The organism is Pantoea sp. CFCC18179, from assembly GCF_059412405.1.
On record NZ_JBNBPM010000009.1, the window covers coordinates 141619 to 167567 of the forward strand.

At 56.6% G+C, this 25949-nt stretch carries 23 protein-coding genes; 14 read left to right on the forward strand and 9 right to left on the reverse strand.

The genetic code is table 11. The features are described from left to right. The first annotated feature begins 8 nt into the window (after positions 1 to 8). The 8 genes from tssF (at position 9) to ACPUC7_RS17405 (ending at position 7430) form a co-directional block, all read left to right on the forward strand. Positions 9 to 1763, forward strand: coding sequence for a type VI secretion system baseplate subunit TssF (tssF, locus tag ACPUC7_RS17370; RefSeq protein WP_494923843.1), 1755 nt, complete (start codon positions 9 to 11; stop codon positions 1761 to 1763). Next, a complete protein-coding gene (gene tssG / locus ACPUC7_RS17375) occupies positions 1727 to 2794 on the forward strand; it encodes a type VI secretion system baseplate subunit TssG (RefSeq protein ID WP_494923844.1) in 1068 nt (355 codons plus the stop codon). The genes tssF and tssG overlap by 37 nt, the downstream gene beginning before the upstream one ends. Next, positions 2772 to 3308, forward strand: coding sequence for a type VI secretion system lipoprotein TssJ (gene tssJ / locus ACPUC7_RS17380; RefSeq protein ID WP_494923845.1), 537 nt, complete (start codon positions 2772 to 2774; stop codon positions 3306 to 3308). The genes tssG and tssJ overlap by 23 nt, the downstream gene beginning before the upstream one ends. Continuing rightward, positions 3305 to 3760, forward strand: coding sequence for a type VI secretion system baseplate subunit TssE (tssE, locus tag ACPUC7_RS17385; protein ID WP_494923846.1), 456 nt, complete (start codon positions 3305 to 3307; stop codon positions 3758 to 3760). The genes tssJ and tssE overlap by 4 nt, the downstream gene beginning before the upstream one ends. A gap of 19 nt (positions 3761 to 3779) precedes the next feature. Next, positions 3780 to 4892: a VasL domain-containing protein gene (locus ACPUC7_RS17390; protein WP_494923847.1), complete on the forward strand. Its 1113-nt coding sequence runs from the start codon at positions 3780 to 3782 to the stop codon at positions 4890 to 4892. Positions 4893 to 5007: 115 nt separating this feature from the next. Next, positions 5008 to 5544, forward strand: coding sequence for a hypoxanthine phosphoribosyltransferase (gene hpt, locus ACPUC7_RS17395; protein ID WP_343553234.1), 537 nt, complete (start codon positions 5008 to 5010; stop codon positions 5542 to 5544). 192 nt (positions 5545 to 5736) lie between these two features. Then, a complete protein-coding gene (locus ACPUC7_RS17400; protein ID WP_343553235.1) occupies positions 5737 to 6663 on the forward strand; it encodes an ABC transporter ATP-binding protein in 927 nt (308 codons plus the stop codon). After that, complete coding sequence (locus tag ACPUC7_RS17405) at positions 6660 to 7430, forward strand: ABC transporter permease (protein ID WP_343553236.1); 771 nt, start codon at positions 6660 to 6662, stop codon at positions 7428 to 7430. The genes ACPUC7_RS17400 and ACPUC7_RS17405 overlap by 4 nt, the downstream gene beginning before the upstream one ends. A gap of 135 nt (positions 7431 to 7565) precedes the next feature. On the opposite strand, the gene panD is transcribed toward ACPUC7_RS17405, so the two are convergent. The 9 genes from panD to thpR all read right to left on the reverse strand — a co-directional run bounded on the left by panD (position 7566) and on the right by thpR (position 14659). Continuing rightward, positions 7566 to 7946: an aspartate 1-decarboxylase gene (gene panD / locus ACPUC7_RS17410; protein ID WP_007888760.1), complete on the reverse strand. Its 381-nt coding sequence runs from the start codon at positions 7944 to 7946 to the stop codon at positions 7566 to 7568. A gap of 3 nt (positions 7947 to 7949) precedes the next feature. After that, the gene (gene panC / locus ACPUC7_RS17415; RefSeq protein WP_494923848.1) at positions 7950 to 8804 is read right to left on the reverse strand and encodes a pantoate--beta-alanine ligase; all 855 of its coding nucleotides are present in this window, start codon (positions 8802 to 8804) and stop codon (positions 7950 to 7952) included. 15 nt (positions 8805 to 8819) lie between these two features. Next, a complete protein-coding gene (gene panB / locus ACPUC7_RS17420) occupies positions 8820 to 9614 on the reverse strand; it encodes a 3-methyl-2-oxobutanoate hydroxymethyltransferase (protein ID WP_494923849.1) in 795 nt (264 codons plus the stop codon). A gap of 42 nt (positions 9615 to 9656) precedes the next feature. Next, positions 9657 to 10142, reverse strand: a complete 486-nt coding sequence (folK, locus tag ACPUC7_RS17425; RefSeq protein ID WP_494923850.1) for a 2-amino-4-hydroxy-6-hydroxymethyldihydropteridine diphosphokinase — start codon at positions 10140 to 10142, stop codon at positions 9657 to 9659. Then, entirely contained in the window at positions 10139 to 11545 is a 1407-nt protein-coding gene (gene pcnB / locus ACPUC7_RS17430; protein ID WP_343553262.1) for a polynucleotide adenylyltransferase PcnB, read from the reverse strand. The genes folK and pcnB overlap by 4 nt, the downstream gene beginning before the upstream one ends. 38 nt (positions 11546 to 11583) lie before the next feature. Continuing rightward, the gene (gene gluQRS / locus ACPUC7_RS17435) at positions 11584 to 12516 is read right to left on the reverse strand and encodes a tRNA glutamyl-Q(34) synthetase GluQRS (protein ID WP_494923851.1); all 933 of its coding nucleotides are present in this window, start codon (positions 12514 to 12516) and stop codon (positions 11584 to 11586) included. Positions 12517 to 12586: 70 nt separating this feature from the next. Continuing rightward, on the reverse strand, positions 12587 to 13042 hold the full coding sequence (dksA, locus tag ACPUC7_RS17440) for an RNA polymerase-binding protein DksA (protein WP_007888770.1): 456 nt from the start codon (positions 13040 to 13042) through the stop codon (positions 12587 to 12589). 372 nt (positions 13043 to 13414) lie between these two features. Then, on the reverse strand, positions 13415 to 14119 hold the full coding sequence (sfsA, locus tag ACPUC7_RS17445) for a DNA/RNA nuclease SfsA (protein ID WP_494923852.1): 705 nt from the start codon (positions 14117 to 14119) through the stop codon (positions 13415 to 13417). Continuing rightward, a complete protein-coding gene (gene thpR / locus ACPUC7_RS17450; protein ID WP_494923853.1) occupies positions 14120 to 14659 on the reverse strand; it encodes an RNA 2',3'-cyclic phosphodiesterase in 540 nt (179 codons plus the stop codon). It lies immediately after the preceding gene. Positions 14660 to 14735: 76 nt separating this feature from the next. On the opposite strand from thpR, the gene hrpB reads away from it, so the two are divergent. From hrpB to fhuB, 6 genes are all read left to right on the forward strand, one after another. After that, positions 14736 to 17171 (forward strand): ATP-dependent helicase HrpB, encoded by a 2436-nt coding sequence (hrpB, locus tag ACPUC7_RS17455; RefSeq protein ID WP_494923854.1) that lies wholly within the window; start codon positions 14736 to 14738, stop codon positions 17169 to 17171. A 95-nt stretch (positions 17172 to 17266) separates the two neighbouring features. Continuing rightward, positions 17267 to 19810 carry a bifunctional glycosyl transferase/transpeptidase gene (gene mrcB / locus ACPUC7_RS17460; RefSeq protein WP_494923855.1) on the forward strand — a complete coding sequence of 848 codons (2544 nt, stop codon included), beginning with the start codon at positions 17267 to 17269 and terminating at the stop codon, positions 19808 to 19810. 217 nt (positions 19811 to 20027) lie between these two features. Beyond that, the gene (fhuA, locus tag ACPUC7_RS17465; RefSeq protein WP_494923856.1) at positions 20028 to 22235 is read left to right on the forward strand and encodes a ferrichrome porin FhuA; all 2208 of its coding nucleotides are present in this window, start codon (positions 20028 to 20030) and stop codon (positions 22233 to 22235) included. 45 nt (positions 22236 to 22280) lie between these two features. Next, entirely contained in the window at positions 22281 to 23075 is a 795-nt protein-coding gene (gene fhuC / locus ACPUC7_RS17470) for a Fe3+-hydroxamate ABC transporter ATP-binding protein FhuC (protein WP_494923857.1), read from the forward strand. A gap of 6 nt (positions 23076 to 23081) precedes the next feature. Beyond that, positions 23082 to 23960 (forward strand): Fe(3+)-hydroxamate ABC transporter substrate-binding protein FhuD, encoded by an 879-nt coding sequence (fhuD, locus tag ACPUC7_RS17475; RefSeq protein ID WP_494923858.1) that lies wholly within the window; start codon positions 23082 to 23084, stop codon positions 23958 to 23960. After that, positions 23960 to 25936 (forward strand): Fe(3+)-hydroxamate ABC transporter permease FhuB, encoded by a 1977-nt coding sequence (gene fhuB, locus ACPUC7_RS17480; protein ID WP_494923859.1) that lies wholly within the window; start codon positions 23960 to 23962, stop codon positions 25934 to 25936. The genes fhuD and fhuB overlap by 1 nt, the downstream gene beginning before the upstream one ends. The last annotated feature ends 13 nt before the right edge of the window (positions 25937 to 25949 follow it).

The window sequence follows — 25949 nt, forward strand, 5'->3', positions numbered from 1 at the left end:
TGAATACCATGGACGATATAACCCTGCGTTATTACGACGCTGAAATGCGCTACCTGCAGGAAGCCGGCGAAGAGTTCGCGCGCGCGCACCCTGAGCAGGCGGCAATGCTCAATCTCGACAAAGCCGGTGCCCGCGACCCTTACGTTGAACGGCTGTTCGAAGGCTTTGCCTTTATGGTCGGGCGGCTGCGTGAAAAGCTCGACGACGACCTGCCGGAACTCACCGAAGGGCTGGTCAGTCTCCTGTGGCCGCACTATCTGCGCACCATTCCGTCGATGTCGGTAGTGGAGTTCACGCCCGATTGGCGTGAGATGAAGGAGCCGATGCGGCTGGCGCGCGGCTTTGAGGTGATATCGCGTCCAGTGGGCGAGAAAGCCACGCGCTGTCGCTACACCACCACGCGTGACGTGCAGGTGCTGCCGCTAGCGCTGGAGTCGGCAAAATTAACCACCGATGCTGCCGGACGCTCAGTTGTCCGCCTGCGCTTCAATGGTGGCGCACTGGCCGACTGGAGCCGCATCGACGTCAGCCGTATTCCGCTGTATCTCAACGCCGATGCACCGCTGGCCTGCGCGCTGCACGAAGCGCTGACGCTCAACGTTGCCAGTATGGCGCTGCGCCTGCCGGGCGAAACCGACAGCCGACGTTTTGACGGGCATTTCAGCGCGCAGGGCTTCAGCGAGGAAGATCGGCTGTGGCCGGGCGATGAAGGCAGCTTCAGCGGCTATCAGCTGCTGCTGGAGTACTTCACCTTCCGCGAGAAGTTTATGGCGGTGAACCTACGCGGGCTGGAGCAAGTTACGCTGCCCGCATCGCTGCCGTGGTTTGAGCTCGACGTGGTGCTGGCCGAGCGCTGGGAGCATGATTTCCAGTTCAGCGAAAAGCATCTGCGCCTCAACGCCGTGCCGGTGATTAACCTGTTCGCGATGGAATCTGACCCGTTGATGATCAACGGATTGCAGACCGAATATATGCTGCGCCCGATGCGCGTGCAGGACGGTCACACCGAAATCTACTCGGTGGATTCGGTGGTTTCATCGAAAAATCAGCCGTACGTGCCGTTCAGCAGCTTCCGCCACAAAGGCGGCATGCTGCGCCACGAAGCGCCGGAGCATTACTTCCACACGCGCGTGCGGCGCGGGCCATCCGGGCTGCATGAAACCTGGATGATCCTCGGCGGCGAAGCGTTTGATAATCACACGTTGCCGGAGAACGAAAGCCTGTCGGTGAGCGTCACCGGCACCAACGGCCAGCTGCCGCGCCGCGCGCTGCAGAGCACGTTGCTGGATACCGCCGTCAGCAGCACCGACGTGGCAATGCAGGTGCGTAACCTGTGCGCGCCGACGCTGCCGTGCTATCCGCCCAATCGTGACCGCTTCCACTGGCGCGTGCTGAGCCATCTTGGCTCGAGCTTCCTGTGGATGATGGACAACGCCGAGGTGCTGCGTGGCACGCTGGCGCTGTACGACTGGACGCACAGCGAAATGAACCGCCGTCGTCTGGATGCCATCCTGCATGTCTGCCACAAAGAGACCGAACGCTTTGAGCAGGGCTATCTGCTGCGCGGCGTGCAGATTGAAATCACTCTCGACAGCAGCGGCTTTGCCGGCAGCGGCGATATCTGCCTGTTTGGCGAAATGCTCAGCCGCTTCTTCGCGCTGTACACCGATATCCACCTGTTTAACCGCCTGATTTTAATCCTGCAACCGACCGGAGAGCGCCTCGTATGGGAAGAGAAGCACAATCGCCGCATCTCCGGCTGACGCCCCGGCTGGAGCAGGAGCTGACGCGGCTGAACTTTTACCGCTTCTGTCAGCTGGTTGAACATCAGCATAAAGATAAGCCACCGCTCGGCAGTACCAGCAAGCCGGGAAATGATGCGGTTAGGTTGCTGCCGCATCCCGGTATGGGCTTTCCGGCAGGTGAGCTGAAAGCGGTTGAGTATCATGAAACCGATGCCGCCGCGCCGCCGGTGGTGCGCACCACTTTTTTGGGCTTATACGGCGTGGATTCACCGCTGCCCGGCAGCTATATCGATGACATTGCCCAGCGCGATGAAGGCCATGAAGCGCTGCAGGGCTTTCTCGATATTTTCAACCATCGCATCCTGACGCAGTTTTATCGCATCTGGCGCAAATACTCATATCCGGCAACCTTCGAAGCGGGCGGCGGCGACAGTACATCGCAATCGCTGCTTGGGCTGGTGGGGTTGGGTATTCCCGGCACTGGCAAGCATATCGCCACGCCGGTTTCGCGTTTTCTGGCGCTGCTTGGCGTGATGCGCCAGCCGGGCCGTACCGAAGAGGGCATCCGCGCGCTGGTGCATTTGCTCGCGCCCGGCACTTCAGTCAGCGTGCAGCCGCACTGTCTGCGGCCGGTGCCGGTCAGCACTCCGCTTGAGTGCGAATTTGTGCTGGACGGCAACGTGCCGCTCGGCGATGAAGCGATGGACGCCAATAGCCAGCTGCTGATTGAGCTGCAAACCGCCTGCCCGGACGAAGCTCAGCGCTGGTTGCCGGACGGCCAGCTCTATCAGGATTTTCTGGTGATGCTGCGTGTCTATCTCGGCTGGCGCTATCGCGCGCGCATTCGGCTATGTCTTGAGACAAAGCTGCTGGCGCCGCCGGAACTGGGCGACGCGCCGTTCTGGCTCGGCATGACAGGCGTACTTGGCGCGGACAGCGCAATCGATGATATTCCCCAAACTTTTACCACCGAACTGGGCTGCTATTCAGGCATGAGCCCGGCCAACCCCTGCGAGGAGCAGCGACGTGTCAGTTACCACTTTGATTAAAATTGTGATGTGCAGCGCGCTTGTGTTGCTCAGCGGCTGCGGCTTGCAGCAGAAAGTCAGCGACGGCACCGCGTCAGCATTCGATGCGATTTTCTACAAGCAAATTAAAACTCTGCATCTCGATTTCACTGCGCGCGAAAGCCTGAACAGCGACAGCCGCGAGCACAATCCGCTGTCGCAGCCGGTGGTGGTGCGTGTGTTCCAGCTGCGCGAGCGCAACACCTTTGATGGCGCGGTATATCAACAACTCACAGGCGATGCGACGGACGTACTCAAGTCTGAGTTGTTGGCTGACCGCGACGTGGTGTTGACGCCGGGCGGCGACGTATCGCTGAATATGCCGATGGAAAAAGAGACGCAGTTTGTCGCGGTGGTGGCGCTATTTCAGCAGCCAGATATGACGAAAAACAACTGGCGACTGGTGCTGGAACGCAACGATCTTGATCCCGATAAAGCGCGGGTGATCGAACTCAGCAGCCACAGCCTGCGCCTGATTGAAGCACCAAAATCATGAGTCATTTCAACCATCAACCGTCGCTGTATGAGCTGTTAAAAGGCAGTTTTGCCGGCGGATTAGAGCTGGATCGTGTTAAAGAGCAGGATCAGGTGATCCTATCGGTGCTGGACAACATGCAGCGCATCCTCAATAGCCGCGCCGGATCGCTGTCGCATCTCCCCGATTACGGCCTGCCCGACATGACGCGTATTTTGCAGGGCATGCCCGGCACTGCGCATCAGCTGCTGTATACGCTTTCCGAGGTGCTGCTGAAATACGAGCCGCGCCTGAAACGCATTGAGGTGATTTTGCTCGAGCAAAACATGCCCGGCGAATTGCGCTATGCGATTGACGCCGAATTAAAAGAAATTGGCTTAGTGCGCTTCGGCACCGAATTTATGCCGGAAGGGCGGGTGATGATTCGGCATATGAAACAGCAACACTATTTAGATGTGCGCGCCGCACTTTGATCTTTTTTGGAACACAGCAATGACTTCATCTCAACCTCGTTTTGTCAAAACCGGCGGCGATCCGCGCACGTTCGCCGAATATGCAACGCTGCGTCAGGAAATGCAGAAACTCACGCATCCGGCGCGTCCAGATGTCGATTGGACGCAGGTTTCCTCATTGTGTTTAACGCTGTTCGAGCAAAACGGCGTCGAATTGCAAAGCGCCGTTTGGTACACGCTTTCGCGCGCTAACACGGCTGGAACGGCGGGTATGACGGAAGGGCTGGCGGTGCTGGTGGCGCTGATCACCCGTGAATGGCCGGCATTGTGGCCGCAGCCAGCGCATACACGTATCGAACTGCTGGCCGGGCTGAGCCGTCGTTTACAGCAGTTTTTACGCACGCAAACGTTGAGCGAAGCCGATCTCACCGCATTGAATCAGGCCGCGCGTTTGCTCAGTGAGGCTGGCGATCATCTGCAACGGCTTGAACTTCGTCAGCTTAGCCAGATCGATCCGTTGTTGGATCGCATCCGCAGCGCTGCGTTGATTCTGGAGCGCAGCGAGTCGCCGCAGATCGTAGCTATCGCTGAAGAAAGCGTCGCGCCGCCCGCCACGCTGTTGCCCGCAGCTATTTCATCCAGCGGCTGGGTTTACGTTGCCTCTTCGACATTGCCGCCGCCTGCACCGCCGCGATTTAACTGGCGTGCTTTTTCGGGCGGTGCCGGTTGCGCGCTGTTATTTAGCGCGTTAATTGCGGCTGGATTCTATTTCACTCAGCCGCCGCCTGTACCACCGCAACCTAATCTTGATTTGTCCAAACCGGTGGATGTTGCCGCGCTGCCCGCCGAGAAAATGTTGGGTTGGGATCAAGGCATGCAACAACTCAAGGCGCTGGCGCAGCGGTTGGATGGCGTGGATGAGCGACGCGGTAAGTATGTGACGGTGAGTGAGTTAAAAACCGCGGTGTATAACATGACGCAGGCGTTCAACAGCAGCGTGCCGCTCGAAGAAGAATTGCGCGTTTTGCAACAGCAGGGTGATGCGGCTAGCCAGCTCGAATTGATGCAGGCGGAAACCCACCTCAAGCAGCTGATTGCCCGTTATCAGCAGATTGCGCCCGCTGCGAATCCCGCATTCCCGCCTGCGCCTTAATACGGAAAGAAGAAATTTCGCCACGAAATCGTTTGCTTTGTGTGCGCGGCATCAGACGCCGGTTCGACTATGATAGACTTCGTGGCTTTCCAAAAACCGTAATTGGACGCATGCAATGAAACACACTGTCGATGTGATGATCTCCGAGCAAGAGATCGCAACCCGTATTGCCGAGTTGGGCAAGCAGATTAGCGAGCACTACCGCGACAGCGGCAGCGAAATGGTGTTGGTGGGACTGCTGCGTGGCTCCTTTATGTTCATGGCCGATCTGTGCCGCGCCATCGATGTGCCGCATGAAGTCGATTTCATGACCGCTTCCAGCTACGGCAGCGGCATGTCGAGCACCCGCGATGTGAAAATCCTCAAAGATCTGGATGAAGATATTCGTGGCAAAGATGTGCTGATCGTTGAAGACATCATCGATTCCGGCAATACGCTGAGCAAAGTGCGCGAGATCCTGCGCTTGCGTGAGCCAAAATCCCTGGCGATTTGTACCTTGCTGGATAAGCCAGAGCGCCGCGAAGTGGATGTCACCGTGGAATACGTTGGCTTTACCATTCCAGATGAGTTCGTAGTCGGCTTCGGCATCGATTACGCGCAGCGCTATCGCCATTTGCCGTATATCGGCAAAGTTATCCCAACCGGTGAGTAACCGCACAATCTTCCAAGGCTAATTCCCCCCGCCTACGATACACTGCGCAGCCCGTGAGCTAACGCTTATGGGCATGCTCAACTCTCTGCTAAACTCCATTGATTTCTTAATCTTAATGAACGCGACACGATTCGCGCGCACTATCATTTTTCATCTGGCTTTGATGTCACTACAACAAGGTATGGATTCGCAATGACATATGCACTGGAAATTTCCGGGCTGACCAAGACCTATCCCGGCGGCGTTCAGGCGCTGAAAGGACTCGATCTCAATGTGGAAGCAGGGGATTTTTATGCCTTGCTCGGGCCTAATGGCGCAGGCAAATCCACCACCATCGGCATTATTAGCTCGCTGGTGAATAAATCGGGCGGCAGCGTGCGGGTATTTGGTTACGACCTGCAAAAAGACGTGGTGAACGCCAAACGTCAGCTTGGGCTAGTGCCGCAAGAGTTCAACTTCAATCCGTTTGAAACCGTGATGCAGATTGTGGTGAATCAGGCCGGTTATTACGGCGTGGAACGTGCGGAAGCCAATAAGCGCGCGGAAAAATACCTCAATCAGCTGGATTTGTGGGGCAAACGCAACGAACGTGCGCGCATGCTTTCTGGCGGCATGAAGCGCCGTTTGATGATCGCGCGTGCGCTGATGCACGAACCGAAATTGTTGATTCTCGATGAACCGACCGCTGGCGTCGATATCGAGTTACGTCGTTCGATGTGGACCTTCCTGAAAGATCTCAACATCAAAGGCACCACCATCATTCTGACCACGCACTATCTGGAAGAAGCAGAAATGCTGTGCCGCAATATCGGCATTATTCAGAGCGGCGAGCTGGTGGAAAACACCTCGATGAAAGGCTTGCTGTCTAAGCTGCAATCCGAAACCTTTATCCTCGATCTCGCGCCGCGCAGCCCGTTGCCGCAGCTGGAAGGCTTCCAGTATCGCCTTGTTGATACCTCGACGCTGGAAGTGGAAGTGATGCGTGAGCAAGGGCTGAACAGCGTGTTTAGCCAGCTGAGTGCGCAGGGCGTGCAGGTGTTGAGCATGCGTAACAAAGCAAACCGCCTTGAAGAGCTGTTCGTCAGCCTGACACAGGGAAAAACAGGAGTGAAAGCATGACGCACTTGTATTGGGTGGCGCTCAAGAGCATCTGGAGCAAAGAGATCAACCGTTTTGCCCGCATCTGGATTCAGACGCTGGTGCCGCCGGTGATCACCATGACGCTCTATTTCATCATCTTCGGTAATTTGATTGGTTCGCGCATCGGCGATATGCACGGTTTCAGCTACATGCAGTTCATCGTGCCGGGCTTGATCATGATGGCGGTGATCACCAACGCTTATGCCAACGTGGCATCGTCGTTCTTCAGCGCCAAGTTCCAGCGCAACATTGAAGAACTGCTGGTGGCGCCAGTGCCAACGCACATTATCATTGCCGGTTATGTCGGCGGCGGCGTGGCGCGTGGCGTGTGCGTCGGGATTCTGGTGACGGCGATTTCACTGTTCTTTGTGCCGTTCCATGTGCATTCGTGGTCGATGGTGGCGCTGACGCTGCTGCTGACGGCGATTTTGTTCTCGCTGGCTGGCCTGCTGAATGCGGTGTTTGCGCGCACCTTTGACGATATCAGCCTGATTCCCACCTTCGTGCTGACGCCATTAACCTATCTCGGCGGCGTGTTTTATTCGCTGACGCTGCTGCCGCCGTTCTGGCAAGCGGTGTCGAAGCTGAATCCGGTGGTGTATATGATCAGCGGCTTCCGTTATGGTTTCCTCGGCATTAGCGATGTGCCGTTGGTGTTTACCATGTCGGTGCTGATCGCGTTTATCGTGGTGTTTTATGTGCTGGTGTATTCGCTGATTCAGCGTGGACGTGGGTTGCGTACCTAGTTTTTGCTGCGTGATTTATGAAGGTCACCATGAATGGCGACCCTACGACAGCGGAGTGGTATGTGGGATAGTAGGGTTGCCATTTATGGCAACCAAAACAAAAGGGCGCGGTGTCAAAACCGCGCCCTTTTTGTATCAAGCCACCTGCACCGGTAACGCTTTGGCGAGGCGCTTCATTTCGTTATCGCCTTCGAAATAGGCGACTTTTGGCTGCCAGCTGCGGGCCACTTCATCTTCCACCTGCACGTAAGAGCAGATGATCATGATATCGCCGGCGCAGGCGCAGCGTGCCGCGGCACCGTTGACCGATATGATCTTCGAGCCACGTTCGGCGGCAATCGCGTAGGTCGAAAAACGCTGGCCGTTGGTGACGTTGTAAATGTCGATGGCTTCATATTGCAGAATGCCGGATGCATCAAGGAAATCCTGGTCAATGGCGCAGGAACCTTCGTAGTGCAAATCTGCCTGGGTGACTTTCACGCGGTGCAGTTTGCCCTGTAACACGGTACGAATCATCTTTTACTCCGTAAGATCCACTTGCTGATTATCGATCAGGCGCGCATTGCCCAACCATGCGGCCATCAAAATCACTGCGCGCTGGCTATCGACGGTGAGCGATTGCAGGGTTTCGGCATCGCAAATCGCCAATCCGTCTGGACGAAAACCCTTGTCACGCAGCGCCGCTTCGGCTTGTTCAATAATCTCTTCTACATGACGCTCGCCGTTGCTTAAGCGCTCGGCCATGCTGTTCATCACTTGGCTTAAACCGGCAGCAATATTACGCTCGTCGGCAGTGAGATAGCCGTTGCGCGAACTCAGCGCTAAGCCATCTTTGGCGCGCACCGTCGGTACGCCAACAATTTCAATGTCAAAGCCCATATCCGCCACCATCTTGCGGATGATCGCCAACTGCTGAAAATCTTTCTCGCCAAAGCAGGCGATGTCCGGCTGCACCAGATTAAACAGCTTGCTGACGATGGTGGAGACGCCACGAAAATGGCCTGGACGGCTGGCGCCTTCCAGCAATGATGATAAACCCGGCACTTCGACGAAGGTTTGGCTGTCGAGGCCTTTTGGATAAACATCGGCGGGCGCGGGCGCGAACACCAAATCAACACTGTGGCGATTCAGTTTTTCGCAGTCGTCCTGCAAAGTGCGTGGGTAGCGCGCCAGATCGTCGGGACGATCAAACTGCATCGGGTTAACGAAAATCGAGACCACTACAATATCAGCACGTTCACGCGCTTCATCGACCAAGGTGAGATGGCCGTCATGCAGGTTGCCCATGGTGGGCACCAGCGCGATACGTTTACCCGCCTGACGCAAGCGACGGATTTCACGACGCAGCATCGGCAATGTTTCAATGATCAGCACTGCAAATCTCCTGATTTACTGGAAACTGTGTTCAGCGGCTGGATAGGTGCCCGCTTCAACGTCGGCGATATATTGGCGAATCGCCGCGCGAATGTCGCCGGTTTCCGCGAGGAAATTTTTAGCAAATTTGGGGATGTGTCCACCGGTAATTCCGAAGGCGTCGTGCATCACCAGAATCTGGCCGTCGGTGACATTACCGGCACCAATGCCTATCACCGGTACGCTCAGCGCTTTGGTGACGCGTTCAGCCAGCGCCACCGGCACACACTCCAGCACCAGCAACTGCATGCCTGCCGCTTCCAGTGCCAGCGCATCGGCCAGCAAACGTTCTGCGGCGGCTTCGTCGCGGCCCTGCACTTTGTAGCCGCCAAACACGTTGACCGATTGCGGCGTCAACCCTAAGTGTCCGCACACCGGCACCGCGCGTTCGGCGAGCATACGCACGCTATCTGCCAGCCATGCGCCGCCTTCCAGCTTCACCAGGTTGGCACCGGCGCGCATCAGCTCAGCGGCGTTGGCAAAGGTCTGTTCTGGCGTGGCGTAACTCATGAACGGCAAGTCAGACATCAGCAAGGCATTGGGCGCGCCACGACGTACCGCGGCGGTGTGATAGGCGATATCCGCTACCGTGACCGGCAAGGTGGAATCGTGGCCCTGAACAGTCATACCAAGCGAGTCGCCAATCAGCATCACCTGAATGCCTTCGTTAGCAAACAGGCGGGCAAAACTGAAATCGTAAGCGGTTAAGGTCGCGAATTTGCGGCCGCTGGCTTTCAGTTGGCGTAAATGGGTGAGGGTAGTTGGTTTCATCACGCACTCCAGAGTTTTCTGATGCGCGCAGTGTACTACGGCTTACTCAGACCACAAACGGATTGCGCTGCGATCAAGCTGAGCGAGGATCACCGACAATTCTTGTCCGTTCGGCAGCGTTATTTGCGGTGCGATTTCCAGCAATGGCACCAGCATAAAGGCGCGATTGTGCATGTCGTAATGCGGCACGGTAAGGCGTGGCGTGTTAATCGTTTGGTTGCCAAACAGCATGATGTCGAGGTCCAGCGTGCGCGGTCCCCAACGTTCGGCTTTGCGTACGCGACCATGCTCAAGTTCGATGCGTTGCGTGTGATCGAGCAGCGCTTCCGCTTCCAGAGCAGTTTCCAGTTCGACAACCGCATTGAGGTAATCGGGCTGATCCTGCGGGCCGTACGGCGGTGTGCGATAAAACGACGAGGTGTGTATGCGCGAGGTGTGCGGAATGGCATCGAGCGCGGCCAACGCTGCATCAACCTGATGCAGCGGATCAGCCAAATTACTGCCTAAAGCGAGATAAACGCGGGTCATTGCGGCGGGTTAGTGCGTGGCCCGGTTGGACGGCGACGTGGACGGCGCGGTTTGCGGCGTGGTGCCGGATCGTCGCCCAACGTGGTCATCATGGTTTTCTGCTGCACCGGCGCGGCGGCCTGGAATTCGCCCCACCAATGCGTCAGTTTTTGTAGCTCTGGATTCTTCTCGACATCAGCACGCAGCGCCATTAAATCGTAGGCGGCGCGGAACTTAGGATGCTCCATCAGCTTCCAGGCGCGTTTGCCATGACGACGTGACATGCGCAACTGCAACTGCCAGATATCGCGCACCAGCGTGGTAATACGCTTTGGAATTGCCAGCGCGCGGCAGGCTTCATCCAGCGTTTCGTTCATCGAAAGCGCGAAGGCATCGTAATAGGTCAGGCCGCTTTCTTGCGCGATGCGCTCGGCGGATTCCAACTGCGGATACCAGAACATTGCGGCAAACAGGAAGGCCGGATTAACGCGCATATCGTTTTGAATGCGGCTGTCGGTGTTTTTTAGCACCTGCGCTAGCATACGTTCCATCAGGCTGTCGCTTTCGGCGGTGAAGCCGCGCGTCAGTGTAGGGAACAGCGGCTGGAACAATTGATATTCGCGCATCATCTGATAGGTGCGATAACCGTAACCGGCTTGCAGCAGCTTGAGCGATTCTTCGAACAGGCGCGCAGGCGGAATGTCGTTCAGCAGCGTGGCGAGGCGCGGAATCGGCTCAGCGGTTTCGGCAGCGATACGCATCTCCAGCTTGGCGGCAAAACGCACCACGCGCAGCATACGTACCGGATCTTCGCGATAACGCGTTTCTGGATCGCCAATCAGGCGAATGATGCCTTCCTGCAAATCATGCAGACCACCAACGTAGTCGCGCACGGTGAAATCCGCCACGCTGTAATACAGGCTGTTGATGGTGAGATCGCGGCGTTGAGCATCGTCTTCAATGCTGCCGAAAATATTGTCGCGCAGCAGCATGCCGTTTTGGCCGCGCTGCGAACTGTTGCGATCTTCTTCGCTCTCTTCCTGATGATGGCCGCGGAAAGTGGCGACTTCGATCACTTCCGGTCCGAACATCACATGTGCCAGACGGAAACGACGACCCACCAAACGGCAGTTGCGGAACAGCTTACGCATCTGTTCTGGCGTGGCGTTGGTGGTGATATCAAAGTCTTTCGGCTTGCTGCCGAGCAGCAAATCGCGCACGCCGCCGCCAACCAGGTAAGCTTCGTATCCGGCTTTGTTCAGACGATAGAGCACTTTGAGGGCGTTTTCGCTGATATCTTTGCGTGAGATGTTGTGGCTTTCTCGTGGAATGACGGTCATCTGACTCTCGGTTTCCACCTCTTCAGGCGCCTCCTCATCACGCTTGAGGACTCTCCGGCAAAAATTAGCGACTCGGGTAAAAATGGGACACCTCGACAGTGAGAAAATGGGTGTTAATAAAATCAGCGGCTAATCATAGCCTGTTGAGAACCATTTAGGAATGCCGATGTCGTTTCATCGGGCTTCAGGGCGTTCTGCAACGGAATCAGACGGATATTCCACTGTGCGACAGCCTGTTTCAGCAGGCTTTCCAGCGATTCGTCCTGCCAACCTGGCGAAACCGGTTGGCCAAGGAAGCGCAGCGCTTCCACTATTATCGGCCGCGCATCGCCTTGCGGTAGCGCCGGCGCATGATTTTGCTTCGAAAGTTTGTTGCCGTCGGCATTTACCGCCAGCGGCAGATGCAGATATTCCGGCACCGGCCAATCAAGTTGCTGATACAGCGCAATCTGGCGCACCGTCGGCTCGATTAAATCCGCGCCGCGCACAATTTCCGTCACGCCTTGAAAATGGTCATCGACCACCACCGCCAGGTTATAGGCGAACAGCCCATCGCGGCGATGGATAATAAAGTCTTCCTGTGCCAGCTGCGTATCCGCCTGCAAATAGCCGCGCAGCACATCGTCGAAACCGTTGACCGGCGCGTGTTGGCGCAGGCGCAAGGCGGCATTCTCGGCTGGCAGATGCAAATCGCGGCAATGGCCGTCGTAAAAACCGCCGAGCTGCTGAATGCGGCTGCGCGTGCAGCGGCAAAAGTAGCTTTGGCGATGGCTTTGCAACCAGCTAAGCGCTGCGCGATACGCGTCATGCCGCTGCGATTGCCACAACACGTCGCCATCCCAATGCAATCCGTAATGCTCCAGTTGCTGCAAAATACGCGTAGCGGCACCGGCGACTTCACGCGGCGGATCGATATCTTCAATGCGCACTAACCAGCGTCCCTGTTGCGCACGCGCACTCAGGTAGCTGCCTAACGCAGCGATAAGCGAACCAAAATGGAGATCACCAGAAGGAGAGGGAGCGAAACGCCCAATACAGGAAGATGAAGTACTCATAGGAAGGTGTACCGCACGTCGGGAAAACAGGGATTTTCCCGGCTGTGCGGTGACAGTCTGCTCACGGCCATTAGCCAGCCATCTGCTTCTCGCGGATTTCTGCCAGCGTTTTGCAGTCAATGCAGAGATCGGCAGTCGGACGCGCTTCAAGGCGGCGAATACCAATTTCTACACCGCAGGAATCGCAGTAGCCAAAATCGTCGTCATCCACTTTCTTAAGCGTTTTCTCAATCTTTTTAATGAGTTTGCGCTCACGATCGCGGTTACGCAATTCCAGGCTGAACTCTTCTTCCTGTGCGGCACGGTCGACCGGATCCGGGAAGTTAGCAGCTTCGTCCTGCATGTGCGATACAGTGCGATCTACTTCATCCCGAAGTTGGTTGCGCCAGGCTTCCAGAATCTTACGGAAATGGCCTAGCTGGGCGTCGTTCATATACTCTTCGCCCGGTTTCACCTGATAAGGTTCCACTCCAGCAATGGCGAGGATACTCAGGGACGATGTTTTACGGTTTTGCCCTTCTTGCATGTTGTTTCTCCTGGATAACACGCACTTCCCCTCAGACTTCAGGTTACAGGTGCGTTGGCTGCGTTCCTGCAACTCGAAACGTTTAGGGTTTATCGATTCCCATAAAGGGAAAAAAACAGGCCGCTATAAATAGCAGAAGCAATCAAGGTTGGCAATTATTCCTGACCACAGCTTGACAAGCCTCTTAACATTCGCGTATTCAGCGCACCGCCCAGAACATTCCTATCACACCAAATTGCTATAAATATTACAACGCTACGTTAATCGGATGCGTCAGTAATATCTTTAGCGGTGAANTTGACAAGCCTCTTAACATTCGCGTATTCAGCGCACCGCCCAGAACATTCCTATCACACCAAATTGCTATAAATATTACAACGCTACGTTAATCGGATGCGTCAGTAATATCTTTAGCGGTGAAATCTCAGCCTGGTACGCTAACACCTCTACGCCACAGCGTTGCGCCTGCTCCAGTAGTTCTGCGTATTGCACGTCGATATGGCGTGCCGGGGAGACGTCCTCAATCCCCGAATGCAGAACTGCAAACAACAAAATGGCCCGATGACCTTCTGCCACGATCGTGCTGAGTTCGCGCAGATGTTTCTGGCCTCGAGTCGTCACGGCATCCGGAAAATAACCTTTACCTTGATGTAAAAGGGTGACGGACTTGACTTCAATATAGCAGTTCGATCTGCCATCTGCTTGTAACAGGAAATCAATTCGGCTTTTTTCCGTGCCATATTTTACTTCAGGTTGGCAGCGGCTGTAACCGGACAATTCCGGAATCGCATCAAGGGTTAACGCCTCGCGCACCAGTTGATTGGCGCGCAGCGTATTCACGCAGATCCAATGGCCTTGTTGAGTTTCGGTCAATTCCCAACTGTGTGGATATTTGCGCGTGGCGCTGTCGCTGGTGGAATACCACACCGTATCGCCAGGCGTGGCGCAGCCGGTCATCGCGCCAGTGTTGGCACAATGGATGGTCAGCGTTTCACCTTCTGGCGTTACCACATCGGCTAAAAAGCGTTTATAACGGGCGATCAAGCGGGCGGATTTGAGGGGCGGATCGAACTGCATTTACTCTCCTGAGGATGATAACAGTGGCCAGCGGGCCAGCGCCTGATAGCGGGTGCGGCCACGCGTTACGTTCGAGGCGAACAGCGCAAAGTGTTGGATGTCAGCGCGCCAATGGAAACCGCGCGGTGGCAGCGCAACCTGTGGTGCGGCGTGACGTAACAGCGTGACATGCGGGTGAAACGGCTGCGCGCTCTGCGCACATCCGTGACGTGCCGCTTGCGCGCGCAACAAACTTGCCAGCTGCAGCAAACCGCGTGGCGCACGCTGGCAACCGAGCCACACCACGCCGGGACGCGGCCAGTGTCCGGCATCATCCAAATCCAGCGCAAAACCGGGCTGGACGATGCGTGACGCAAGCAGTTGCAGCTTGTGCGAGGTTTCATCGCTGACGTCGCCGAGAAACGCCAACGTCAGATGCAAATTGGCCGCTGCCACCGGTTTACCGGCTTCAGCGCTGAAGTTATCGGCGCGCCACTGTACCAACTGTTGCTGGAGAGGATCGGGCAGTTCAAGAGCAAAAAACAGACGTTGCGTTGCCAAATTGTCCTCCAGTAAATCGGTTGGGAAGTAGTGATACAATGCGCGCCATCTTAGCACAGGGCGATGGGAGTTGAGTTTGAGTGAATTACCGGTAAGCGAGGTGCTGCCTGAATTGCTGGCCGCGCTAGCTCAGTCGCCACAGGTGTTGCTGGCGGCGCCCACCGGCGCAGGTAAATCCACCTGGCTGCCATTGCAACTGCTGCAACACGCTCAATTGTCTGGCCGCATAATCATGCTGGAGCCGCGCCGTTTAGCGGCACGCAATGTGGCGCAGCGACTGGCGGAACAGCTAGGCGAGCAGCCGGGCGACACCGTTGGATATCGCATGCGCGGTGAAAACTGTTGCGGTGCCCATACGCGGCTGGAAGTGGTGACTGAAGGCATTCTAACGCGCATGTTGCAGCGCGATCCGATGCTGGAAGGCGTATCGCTGGTGATCCTCGATGAATTTCACGAACGCAGCTTGCAGGCCGATCTGGCGCTGGCGCTATTGCTCGATGTACAGCAAGGGCTGCGCGATGACCTGAAAATTCTGCTGATGTCGGCCACGCTGGATAACCAACGCTTGCAGCAATTATTGCCGCATGCGCCGTTGATTGTTTCTGCTGGACGCAGCTTCCCGGTAACGCGGCGTTATGCTTCGCTCAACAGCCAGCAACGCTTCGAGGAAGCGGTGGCGCGTGAAGTGGCGCAGTTGCTGCGCGATGAGTCAGGTTCGCTGTTGCTGTTCTTGCCGGGCGTCGCCGAGATCGAACGGGTGAAACGCGAGTTGGAAGCGCGCGTCAGTGAAGACGTTGATCTCTCTCCTTTATATGGTGCGTTATCGTTGGATGCGCAGCGACGCGCGATTTTGCCGTCGCCCGCGGGTCGCCGCAAAGTGGTGCTGGCGACCAATATCGCTGAAACCAGTTTGACCATCGAAGGCATTCGTTTGGTGGTGGATAGCGCATTGGAACGCTCGGCGCAGTTTGACCTGCGCAGCGGCGTGACGCGATTGCAAACCCAGCGCATCAGCCAGGCGTCGATGACGCAGCGCGCCGGGCGAGCCGGTCGTCTGGAAGCGGGCATTTGCCTGCATTTGCTGCCGCAGGAGCAAGCGCTACGTGCAGCGGCGCAGAGCGAACCCGAAATCCTCAATAGTGATTTAACCTCGCTCCAGATCGATTTGCTGCAATGGGGTTGCCAGGATGCGGCGCAGCTGATGTGGCTTGATGCACCGCCGCCGCGCAATCTGCGCGCGGCTTGTCAGCAACTCACCCAGCTAGGCGCGCTGGACAATCACACCCTTAATGCGCGTGGGCGCAAAATGGCGGCGCTGGGCAGCGATCCGCGTTTGAGCGCCATTTTGGTGGCAGCTGAACAAGATAACGATGCCATCGCCAGCGCGGCATTGTTGGTGGCGATTCTCGAAGATCCGCCGCGTAGCGGTAGCGTTGATCTGCGCGATGCGCTCAATTATCCGCAAGCGCATTGGCAGCGCCGCGCGCGTCAGTGGCAAAAGCGCCTGAATGCCAGCGGCGGTAAGGTGAATGCCGATCTGTTCCCGCAACTGCTGATTGCCGGTTTTGCCGATCGTCTGGCGCAGCGTCGCGGTGACAGTGCGCGTTATCAGCTGGCGAACGGCATTGGCGCGATGCTCAATGAACAGGACGGTTTAAGTCGTTATGAATGGCTGATTGCGCCGACCTTGCTGCAAGGTGCCAGCGTCGCCGATGCGCGCATGTTGCTGGCGCTGCCAGTGGATATCGACGCGCTGCGTCAGCAGTGTCCGAATTTGGTCGAGCAGCGCACCGATGTCGAATGGGATGAAGAGAAGGGCACGTTGCGTGCCTGGAAGCGTGAACTCATTGGTGCGCTGGTCCTAAAAGCACAGCCACAGGCGCGTCCGGAAGCGGACATCTTGCATCCGGCGATGTTGCGCTGGATCCGCGAAAAAGGTTTGTCGGTATTGGGCTGGAAAGAGGATGCGCAACAGTTGCGCCTGCGTTTGCACTGCGCCGCTCAGTGGCTGCCGGAAGAGGCGTGGCCGCAGCTCGACGATGACAGTCTGCTGGATACGCTGGAAAGCTGGTTGCTACCGGAGATGGGCACGGTGCGCGATCTCAAGGGATTACAGAACATCAATTTGGTCAGCGCATTATTACATTTGCTGACATGGTCACAACGTCAGCGGCTGGATAGTGTGCTGCCAACTCATTACACTGTGCCGACCGGAAGCCGCCTGCCGATTCGCTATGATGCTGAAAAGCCACCCGCGCTGGCAGTGCGTATTCAGGAGATGTTTGGCGAAGCGCAGAATCCGGCGGTGGCAGAAGGCCGCGTGCCGCTGGTGTTGGAACTGCTTTCTCCCGCGCATCGCCCGTTGCAGATCACCCGCGATCTCGCGGCGTTCTGGCGCGGTGCTTATCCGGACGTGCAGAAAGAGATGAAAGGACGTTATCCCAAACATCCGTGGCCGGACGATCCGGCAAACGCCTTACCCACAAGGCGGACCAAGAAATTTTCATCGTGACCGCTGGATCGAATTCAGAGGGTTCTGCCATGCGCAGCACGAGAAAGCAGTTAGAGTAACGGCCGCCGCCGTAGCAATGCCTGGAGAATAAAAGCATGTCTGGGAACGATCGCGAACCTATTGGGCGCAAAGGAAAAGCGCCAAAGCCGCCGCGCAGCACTGCGAGTCGGGGTCGCCGCAGGGAACTTGATGATGATATCGATCAGGACGATTTTGACGAAGATGAGGAGAGTGGACCGGTGCCACCAAAAGGTAAAGGTAAAGGAAAGCGTTCGCCACGTGGCAAACGTCGCTGGTTAGGCTGGTTGATCAAACTCTTCCTGATTTTTGTGGTTGTGATGGCCGCCTGGGGCGTTTATCTCGACTCGGAAATCCGCAGCCGTATCGACGGAAAAGTGTGGCAATTGCCTGCTGCCGTGTATGGCCGCATGGTGAGCCTCGAACCGGGCATGTCGTACGACAAGAAAGAGATGATTGCGCTACTGGAAGGCACGCAGTATCGCGAAGTGTCGCGCATCACCCGTCCGGGCGAGTTCAGCGTGAAAGGCAACACCATTGATCTGTTGCGTCGTCCGTTTGATTTCCCGGACAGTAAAGAAGGACAGATCAACGCGCGTCTGACGTTTAGCAACAACGAGTTGAGCGAGATTAAAAACCTCGATACCGGCCGCGATTTTGGCTTCTTCCGCCTCGATCCGCGTCTGATCACCATGTTGCAGTCGCCGAACGGTGAACAGCGCCTGTTCGTGCCACGTGCCGGTTTCCCGGATCTGCTGGTCAGCACCTTGATCGCCACCGAAGATCGTCACTTCTACGAGCACGACGGCATTAGCCCGTACTCGATTGGTCGTGCGTTCCTCGCCAACATCACCGCCGGTAAAGCGGTGCAGGGCGGCAGTACCTTGACGCAGCAGCTGGTGAAAAACCTGTTCCTCACCAACGAGCGTTCGCTGTGGCGTAAAGCGCGTGAAGCCTATATGGCGGTGATCATGGATGCGCGTTACAGCAAAGATCGCATCCTGGAGCTGTATCTCAACGAAGTCTATCTCGGCCAAACCGGTAACGATCAGATCCGCGGCTTCCCACTGGCGAGTCTGTATTACTTCGGTCGTCCGGTGGATGAGCTGAGCCTTGATCAGCAAGCGATGCTGGTCGGCATGGTGAAAGGTGCGTCGCTGTACAATCCGTGGCGTAACCCGAAACTGGCGCTGGAGCGTCGTAATCTGGTGCTGCGTCTGTTGCAGCAGCAGAACGTCATCGACCAGGAACTGTATGACATGCTGTCGGCGCGTCCACTCGGCGTGCAGCCGAAAGGTGGCGTGATCACGCCGCAGCCCGCGTTTATGCAGATGGTGCGTAACGAGCTGCAAGCCAAGCTGGGCGACAAAATGAAAGATCTCTCTGGCGTGAAAATCTTCACCACGCTGGATGCGATCTCACAGGATGCCGCCGAGAAAGCGGTGGTGGAAGGCATTCCAACCCTGAAGAAACAGCGTGGCCTGAAAGATCTGGAAACCGCGATGGTGGTGGTCGATCGCTTCAGCGGTGAAGTGCGCGCCATGGTCGGCGGTGCCGATCCGCAGTTCGCCGGTTACAACCGTGCGTTGCAGGCGCGTCGTTCGATTGGATCGCTGGCGAAACCGGCGACCTATCTGACCGCGTTGAGCCAGCCGAACAGCTATCGTCTCAACAGTTGGATTGCAGATGAACCGATCGCGCTCAAACAGCCGAACGGCACAGTTTGGAAGCCAATGAATGACGATCGTCGTTTCAGCGGCAAAGTGATGCTGGTGGATGCGTTGACCAATTCAATGAACGTGCCAACGGTTAACCTGGGTATGACATTGGGACTGGATTCGGTGGTCGATACCTGGACCAAACTGGGCGTGCCGAAAGATCAGCTGCATCCCGTGCCAGCGATGTTGTTGGGTGCGTTGAACCTAACGCCAATCGAAGTGGCGCAGGCGTTCCAGTCGATTGCCAGCGGCGGTAACCGCGCTGAGTTGTCGGCGGTGCGTTCGGTGATCGCGGAAGATGGCACGGTGCTGTATCAGAGCTATCCGCAGGCGCAGCGTGTTGAACCGGCGCAGGCCGCGTATCTGACGCTCTACACTATGCAGCAAGTGGCCGATCACGGCACCGCGCGTGCCTTAGGTGCGCGTTACCCGAATGCGCATCTGGCAGGTAAAACCGGTACCACCAACGACCTGATCGATAGCTGGTTTGCTGGCGTGGATGGCAAAGAAGTGGCGATTACCTGGGTTGGCCGCGATAACAACCAGACCTCGAAACTGTACGGTGCCAGTGGTGCGATGCAGCTATATCGTCGCTACCTCGACAATCAGGCACCAATGCCGCTGGTGCTGACGCCGCCGGAAGATATCACGCAGATGAACGTCGATTCTGCGGGTAACTTCATTTGCGGTAGCGGCAGCAGCACCTGGCGTTCGCTGCCGGTGTGGTCGTTGGATCCCAATGCGCTGTGCCAACAGCAGCAACAGCAGGTTCAGCAACAACAGCAGCAGTTGCAGCAACAACAAGAGCAGCAACAGCAACAACAACAGCAGCAACCGCAGAATGAGCAAAAAGACTCAGACGGCGTAGCAGGCTGGATTAAAGATATGTTCGGCAGCAAGTAATAAGTTGTTGAACCTCTTAAGGGCGCTGCGGCGCCCTTTTTTACGCCTGAAACTTTATTAATCGCGATCATAGATTTGCACGATCTGGCGGCAAACGCCGCGCTCGCGGGCATTACAAGTTGCGATTAAGGCGCGCTTTCGCCTAAAATCCGTGCGTCATAATAATCATTCTCGTTTGTATTCACCTGCATCGACATTTTTCGAGAGATCCCACTTTATGAATACACGAAACAATCCTTGTTCTTTGCGCGCGATTTCCACCCGACGCCCGTTAGCTTTATTGATTGCCCTGAGCATGGGCACCCTCAGCGCACAAGCGTTGGCCGAAGAGACTGTTGTGGTGAGTGCGGATGCCAATAGCACCGCGCCACAAGAAAGCGCGTGGGGCCCGTCGCCGACTATCGCCGCGAAGCACAGCGCCACCGGTACCAAAACCGACACGCCGATCGAAAAGAATCCGCAATCGGTTTCTGTGGTGACGCGTCAGGAGATGGACATTCGTCAGCCTAATTCAGTGAAAGAAGCGTTGGGATACACGCCAGGCGTCATGAGTGGCACGCGCGGTTCATCCAATACTTACGATCAAGTGATCATCCGTGGTTTCTCTTCAAGCGGCCAAAACCAGAACAACTATCTCGACGGCTTGAAGATGCAGGGCAATTTCTACAATGATGCCGTGATCGATCCTTACATGCTGGAACGCGTCGAAGTGTTGCGCGGACCTACGTCGGTGTTGTACGGGAAAAGCAATCCCGGCGGTATCGTTACCATGGTCAGCAAGCGCCCAACCACGGAAACCTTGCGCGAAGTGCAGTTCAAAATGGGCACTGACAATCTGATGCAAACCGGCTTCGATTTCAGTGATGCGCTGGACGATGACGGTGAGTTTTCATATCGTTTAACCGGCATGGCGCGTTCCAATAACGATCAGCAGGACAATGCCAAGCAGAAGCGCTACGCCATCGCACCGTCATTTACCTGGCGTCCAAACGATCGCACCAGCTTTACCTTCCTCTCTTATCTGCAAAATGAGCCGGAAACCGGTTATTACGGTTGGTTGCCGATGGAAGGCACGGTAAAACCGCTGCCAAACGGCAGTCGTTTACCGAATAACTTCAACGAAGGGGCTAATAACAACAGCTATTCGCGCTATGAGCGTATGGTCGGTTACGCCTTTGAACATAGCTTTGATGACACTTTCACCGTGCGTCAGAACCTGCGTTTCACCGAAATGAAAACCGCGCAGAAAACGGTTTATGGTCAGGGGATTTGTACCGCAGCCAGTTGCCCAACGGTTCCAGTAGGCGAACTCGACCATACCTTGCAACGCAATACCGTGGTGGATAATGAGCGTCTGCAAAACTTCACCGTGGATACGCAGTTAGAAAGCAAATTTGCTACCAGCGATGTTCAACATACTTTGCTGACTGGCGTAGATTTCCAGCGTATGCGTAATGACATCAATGCTGCGTTTGGTTCGGCCACACCAATGGATCTCTATAATCCGCAGCATGATGACTTTGATTTTGGTTCAGCGACGCCTTATCAGCTGAATGAGATGAAGCAAACCGGTCTGTATGTTCAGGATCAGGCCGAGTGGAATAAATGGTTGCTGACTATCGGTGGACGTTACGACTGGCTGCAACAAAACAGCGTAGTTCGCAGCGACAACGGTAGCGTTTCACGTAATGATAGCCAATTTACCTGGCGCGGCGGCATCAACTATCTGTTTGATAACGGTATTACGCCGTATTTCAGCTACAGCCAATCATTTGAGCCAAATGACTTTGATCTGTTCGGCACGCCGCGTCAAAGCTTTGCACCGTCGAAAGGTGAGCAGTACGAAGTTGGCGTCAAATACGTTCCAAAAGATCGCCCAATCGTCCTGACGGCTGCGCTGTATAACCTGACCAAAACCAACAACCTGTCCTCCGATCCTAACAATGGACTGAAACAGGTTCCATCAGGTGAAATTCGTGCGCGCGGTGCGGAACTGGAAGCCAAAGCGGCGCTTAATGCCAACATCAACATGATCGCTTCGTACACTTACACCGACGCGGAATACACCAAAGATTTCACCCTGAAAGGCAACACGCCGGTTCAGGTGCCGAAACAGATGGCTTCATTGTGGGGTGATTACACCTTCAATGAAGGGGCATTGAGTGGCTTTAGCGCCGGTGTCGGTGGCCGTTACATTGGTTCAAGCTATGGCGATCCTGCCAACACCTTTAAAGTCGGCAGCGCTGCGGTGATGGATGCGATGGTGAAATACGATCTGGGCCGCGTTGGGCTGTACGGTTCGAGCATCGCGTTGAATGTGAATAACCTGCTTGACCGTGAATACGTTGCCAGCTGCTTCCAGACTTACGGTTGCTTCTGGGGCGCGGGTCGCCAAGTTGTCGCTACCGCGACGTTCCGCTTCTGATACTGATAAAAAGGGCGCTCCGGCGCCTATTAACCAGGGATTATCATGCAGCATCCGCACCACGCAGAAACCACCTTCAGGCTGGATAACGTCAGTTTTCGTGTGCCAGGCCGCACGTTGCTGCATCCGCTGTCGCTCACCTTCGCGCCGGGAAAAGTCACGGCGCTGATCGGTCACAACGGTTCCGGCAAATCCACACTGCTGAAAATGCTTGGCCGTCATCACGTGGCGAGTGAAGGTCGCGTGCTGCTGAATGACGATGCGCTGGAAAGTTGGGGCAGCAAAGATTTTGCCCGTCAGGTCGCGTATCTGCCGCAGCAATTACCGGCGGCGGAAGGCATGACGGTGCGCGAGCTGGTGGCGATTGGTCGTTATCCGTGGCATGGCGCGTTGGGACGTTACGGTCAGGAAGATCGCGACCGCGTTGATGAGGCGATTACGTTGGTGGGATTGAAACCCTTTGCTCATCGTCTGGTTGATAGCTTGTCCGGCGGCGAACGTCAGCGCGCGTGGTTAGCGATGCTGGTGGCGCAAAACAGCCGCTGCTTGCTGCTGGATGAACCGACGTCGGCGCTGGATATCGCGCATCAGGTTGATGTGCTGGCGCTGATTCAACGTTTGAGCCGTGAGCGCGGGTTAACGGTGATTGCGGTGCTGCACGATCTCAATATGGCGGCGCGTTATTGCGATTGCCTGGTGGCGTTACGCGGCGGTGAAGTGATTGCCGAAGGCGGCCCGGATGAGATCATGCAGGCCGAGGTGCTGGGCAATATTTACGGTATTCCAATGGGGATATTGCCGCATCCGCAGGGCGGCGCGCCCGTCAGTTTTGTCTATTGAGGCCGCATGCTTAACCTCTCTCGTCGCCGATTAATTACGGCGCTGGCGCTGTCGCCATTGATGAGCGCTTTTCCATTGCGCGCCGGCTTGCCCGATACCCAGCGTATTCTGGCGCTGGAATGGTTGCCGGTTGAGTTACTGATGGCGCTGGGCGTCACGCCGCTTGGCGTCGCCGATATGCACAACTACAACGTGTGGGTCGGCGAACCCAAACTGCCCGCCAACATTATCGATCTGGGCTTGCGCACCGAACCCAATCTGGAGCTGATGGCGCAGCTCGAACCTTCATTGATTCTGCACTCCAACGGTTACGGACCGTCGCTGGAAAAACTGCACCGTATCGCGCCAACCATGGGATTTGATCTCAACAGCGGCGACGGTAAACCACTCAGCACCGCGCGTAAATCATTGCGGGCGTTGGGGGCGCGCATTGGACGCGAAGCGCAGGCCGAGCAGCATTTGCAGTTCGTTGATCAGCAGTTGGCGGCGGCACGTGAACGCCTGCAATCGTGGGCCGATCGCCCGATATTGCTGATGTCGCTGATGGATAGTCGCCATGCGATTACCTTCGGTAAAAACAGTTTATTCCTTGAAGTGATGGAGATCCTTGGGCTGAGGAATGCCTGGCAAGGCGAAACCAACTTCTGGGGCAGCGCGGTGGTGGGATTGGAGCGTTTGGCAAACGTTGGCGATGTGCAGGTGATCTGCTTCGATCACGATAATGATCGCGATATGCAACGTGTGATGAAAAGCGCGCTGTGGCAGGCGCTGCCCTTTGTGCGCGCGCAACGTTTTCAACGCGTGCCGGCGGCGTGGTATTACGGCGCCACTTATTCGGCACTGAAATTTGTCCGCGTGCTGGAACACGCGCTGGAGTCGCACTGATGCGCCAACGTCTTTTTCCCGTCGCGCTGCTGAGTGCGATCTGCCTGTTGGCGTTGACGCTGACGTTCATCAACCTGCGCCAGGCGTTGCCGGTTGAACAGTGGTCGCAGGCGTTCTTTGCGCCCGATATCAACAATATTCAGCAAGTGGTGTTTCACCATAGCTTGCTGTCGCGCTTAGCGCTGTCATTGCTGGTCGGTGCTGGGCTGGGTCTGGCCGGATTGCTGTTCCAGCAAGTGCTGCGCAATCCGCTGGCGGAACCGACTACGCTGGGCGTGTCGTCGGGCGCGCAGCTCGGTATCACCGTGGCGACGCTGTGGCATTTACCTGGCGGCGAGTTCACGCAGCAATTTGCCGCAATGGGCGGCGCGGTGATCGTCGGCGCGCTGGTGTTTGGCGTGGCTTGGGGCAAACGTCTGTCGCCAGTAACGCTGATCCTTGCTGGCTTGGTGTTAAGCCTGTACGCCGGTTCGGTGAATCAAATCTTTGCCATCTTCAACCACGATCAGTTGCAGAACATGTTCCTGTGGAGCACTGGCGCACTCAACCAGCTTGACGGGCATAACGTGGCGCAGTTGTGGCCGCGTCTGCTGCTGGCGTTGGTGTTGACGCTGGCGTTACTGCGCCCCTTAACGCTGATGGGATTGGACGATGGTGTAGCGAAAAATCTCGGGCTGGCGCTGTCGGTTGCGCGCATCGCCACGTTAGCGCTGGCGATTTTGCTCAGTGCGCAGTTGGTGAATGTGGCAGGCATCATTGGCTTTATCGGCCTGTTTGCGCCGCTGCTGGCGAAACTGCTGGGCGGACGCCGTCTGATCAGCCGCATGCTGTTAGCACCGTTAATTGGTGCGCTGCTGCTGTGGTTGGCTGATCAATGCGTGTTGTGGCTCACCAGCCACTGGCGCGAAGTGTCAACCGGCACCGCAACGGCGTTGATCGGCGTGCCAATTCTGCTGTGGCTGTTGCCGCGTCTGCGTACCGGATCGGTGCCGCCAGTGCTCAATCAAGGCGATAAAGTGCCTGCCGAACGGCAGAAGGTGCTGCGCTGGTGTTTGCTTGGATTGCTGCTGCTGGCGCTGTTGAGTTGGGTCGGGATTACCTTTGGCCGCGATGCCACCGGTTTTAGCTGGGTGGGCGGCGAGATGCTGCACCAACTGTTGCCATGGCGAGCGCCGCGCGTGCTGGCGGCGTTGATCGTCGGCATGATGCTGGGCGTGGCGGGCGCGCTGATTCAACGTCTCACCGGCAATCCGATGGCCAGCCCGGAAGTGTTGGGCATCAGTTCCGGTGCGGCGTGCGGCGTGGTGGTAATGATGTTCTTCGTACCTGGCAACGCAGTGGCGTGGTTGCTGCCCGCCGGTGCATTGGGCGCGGCGTTAACGCTGTTGATCATTATGCTGGTCGCCAGTCGTGGCGGCTTTTCGCCAGAGCGTATGCTGCTGGCGGGGATGGCGCTCAATAGCGCCTTTGTTACCTTATTGATGGTGCTGCTGGCCAGCGGCGATCCGCGTATGGGCGGCTTGCTGAGCTGGATTTCTGGTTCCACCTACAACATCAATATGCAGCAAGCGCTGCAAAGCGCGCTGGTTGGCGTGGTGCTGATTGCCTTAGCGCCGCTGGCGAGCCGTTGGTTAACGCTGTTGCCGCTTGGCAGCGCCACCGCACGTTCGGCGGGGATGTCGTTGACGGCTTCACGGTTAAGTTTGCTGCTGCTGGCGGCGGCATTGACCGCGACGGCAACCTTGACCATCGGACCATTGAGTTTTGTCGGTTTGATGGCGCCACATATCGTGCGCATGCTGGGCTTCCGTCGCGCGTTACCGCAACTGCTGATGTCAGGATTGTTAGGCGGCGGCTTGATGATTTTCGCCGATTGGTGCGGCAGGATGCTGGCGTTCCCGGATCAGATTCCGGCCGGTTTAATGGCGACCTTCTTTGGTGCGCCGTACTTTATCTGGTTGTTGCGTCGCGCATAGCAGAAGGGCGCCA

Bases quoted from the DNA above. Each gene is read 5' to 3' on its own strand.
- tssF (WP_494923843.1), top strand. From the start codon at position 9: ATGGACGATATAACCCTGCGTTATTACGACGCTGAAATGCGCTACCTG.
- tssG (WP_494923844.1), top strand. From the start codon at position 1,727: ATGGGAAGAGAAGCACAATCGCCGCATCTCCGGCTGACGCCCCGGCTG.
- tssE (WP_494923846.1), top strand. From the start codon at position 3,305: ATGAGTCATTTCAACCATCAACCGTCGCTGTATGAGCTGTTAAAAGGC.
- ACPUC7_RS17390 (WP_494923847.1), top strand. From the start codon at position 3,780: ATGACTTCATCTCAACCTCGTTTTGTCAAAACCGGCGGCGATCCGCGC.
- hpt (WP_343553234.1), top strand. From the start codon at position 5,008: ATGAAACACACTGTCGATGTGATGATCTCCGAGCAAGAGATCGCAACC.
- ACPUC7_RS17400 (WP_343553235.1), top strand. From the start codon at position 5,737: ATGACATATGCACTGGAAATTTCCGGGCTGACCAAGACCTATCCCGGC.
- ACPUC7_RS17405 (WP_343553236.1), top strand. From the start codon at position 6,660: ATGACGCACTTGTATTGGGTGGCGCTCAAGAGCATCTGGAGCAAAGAG.
- panD (WP_007888760.1), bottom strand. From the start codon at position 7,946: ATGATTCGTACCGTGTTACAGGGCAAACTGCACCGCGTGAAAGTCACC.
- panB (WP_494923849.1), bottom strand. From the start codon at position 9,614: ATGAAACCAACTACCCTCACCCATTTACGCCAACTGAAAGCCAGCGGC.
- folK (WP_494923850.1), bottom strand. From the start codon at position 10,142: ATGACCCGCGTTTATCTCGCTTTAGGCAGTAATTTGGCTGATCCGCTG.
- gluQRS (WP_494923851.1), bottom strand. From the start codon at position 12,516: ATGAGTACTTCATCTTCCTGTATTGGGCGTTTCGCTCCCTCTCCTTCT.
- dksA (WP_007888770.1), bottom strand. From the start codon at position 13,042: ATGCAAGAAGGGCAAAACCGTAAAACATCGTCCCTGAGTATCCTCGCC.
- sfsA (WP_494923852.1), bottom strand. From the start codon at position 14,119: ATGCAGTTCGATCCGCCCCTCAAATCCGCCCGCTTGATCGCCCGTTAT.
- mrcB (WP_494923855.1), top strand. From the start codon at position 17,267: ATGTCTGGGAACGATCGCGAACCTATTGGGCGCAAAGGAAAAGCGCCA.
- fhuA (WP_494923856.1), top strand. From the start codon at position 20,028: ATGAATACACGAAACAATCCTTGTTCTTTGCGCGCGATTTCCACCCGA.
- fhuC (WP_494923857.1), top strand. From the start codon at position 22,281: ATGCAGCATCCGCACCACGCAGAAACCACCTTCAGGCTGGATAACGTC.
- fhuD (WP_494923858.1), top strand. From the start codon at position 23,082: ATGCTTAACCTCTCTCGTCGCCGATTAATTACGGCGCTGGCGCTGTCG.
- fhuB (WP_494923859.1), top strand. From the start codon at position 23,960: ATGCGCCAACGTCTTTTTCCCGTCGCGCTGCTGAGTGCGATCTGCCTG.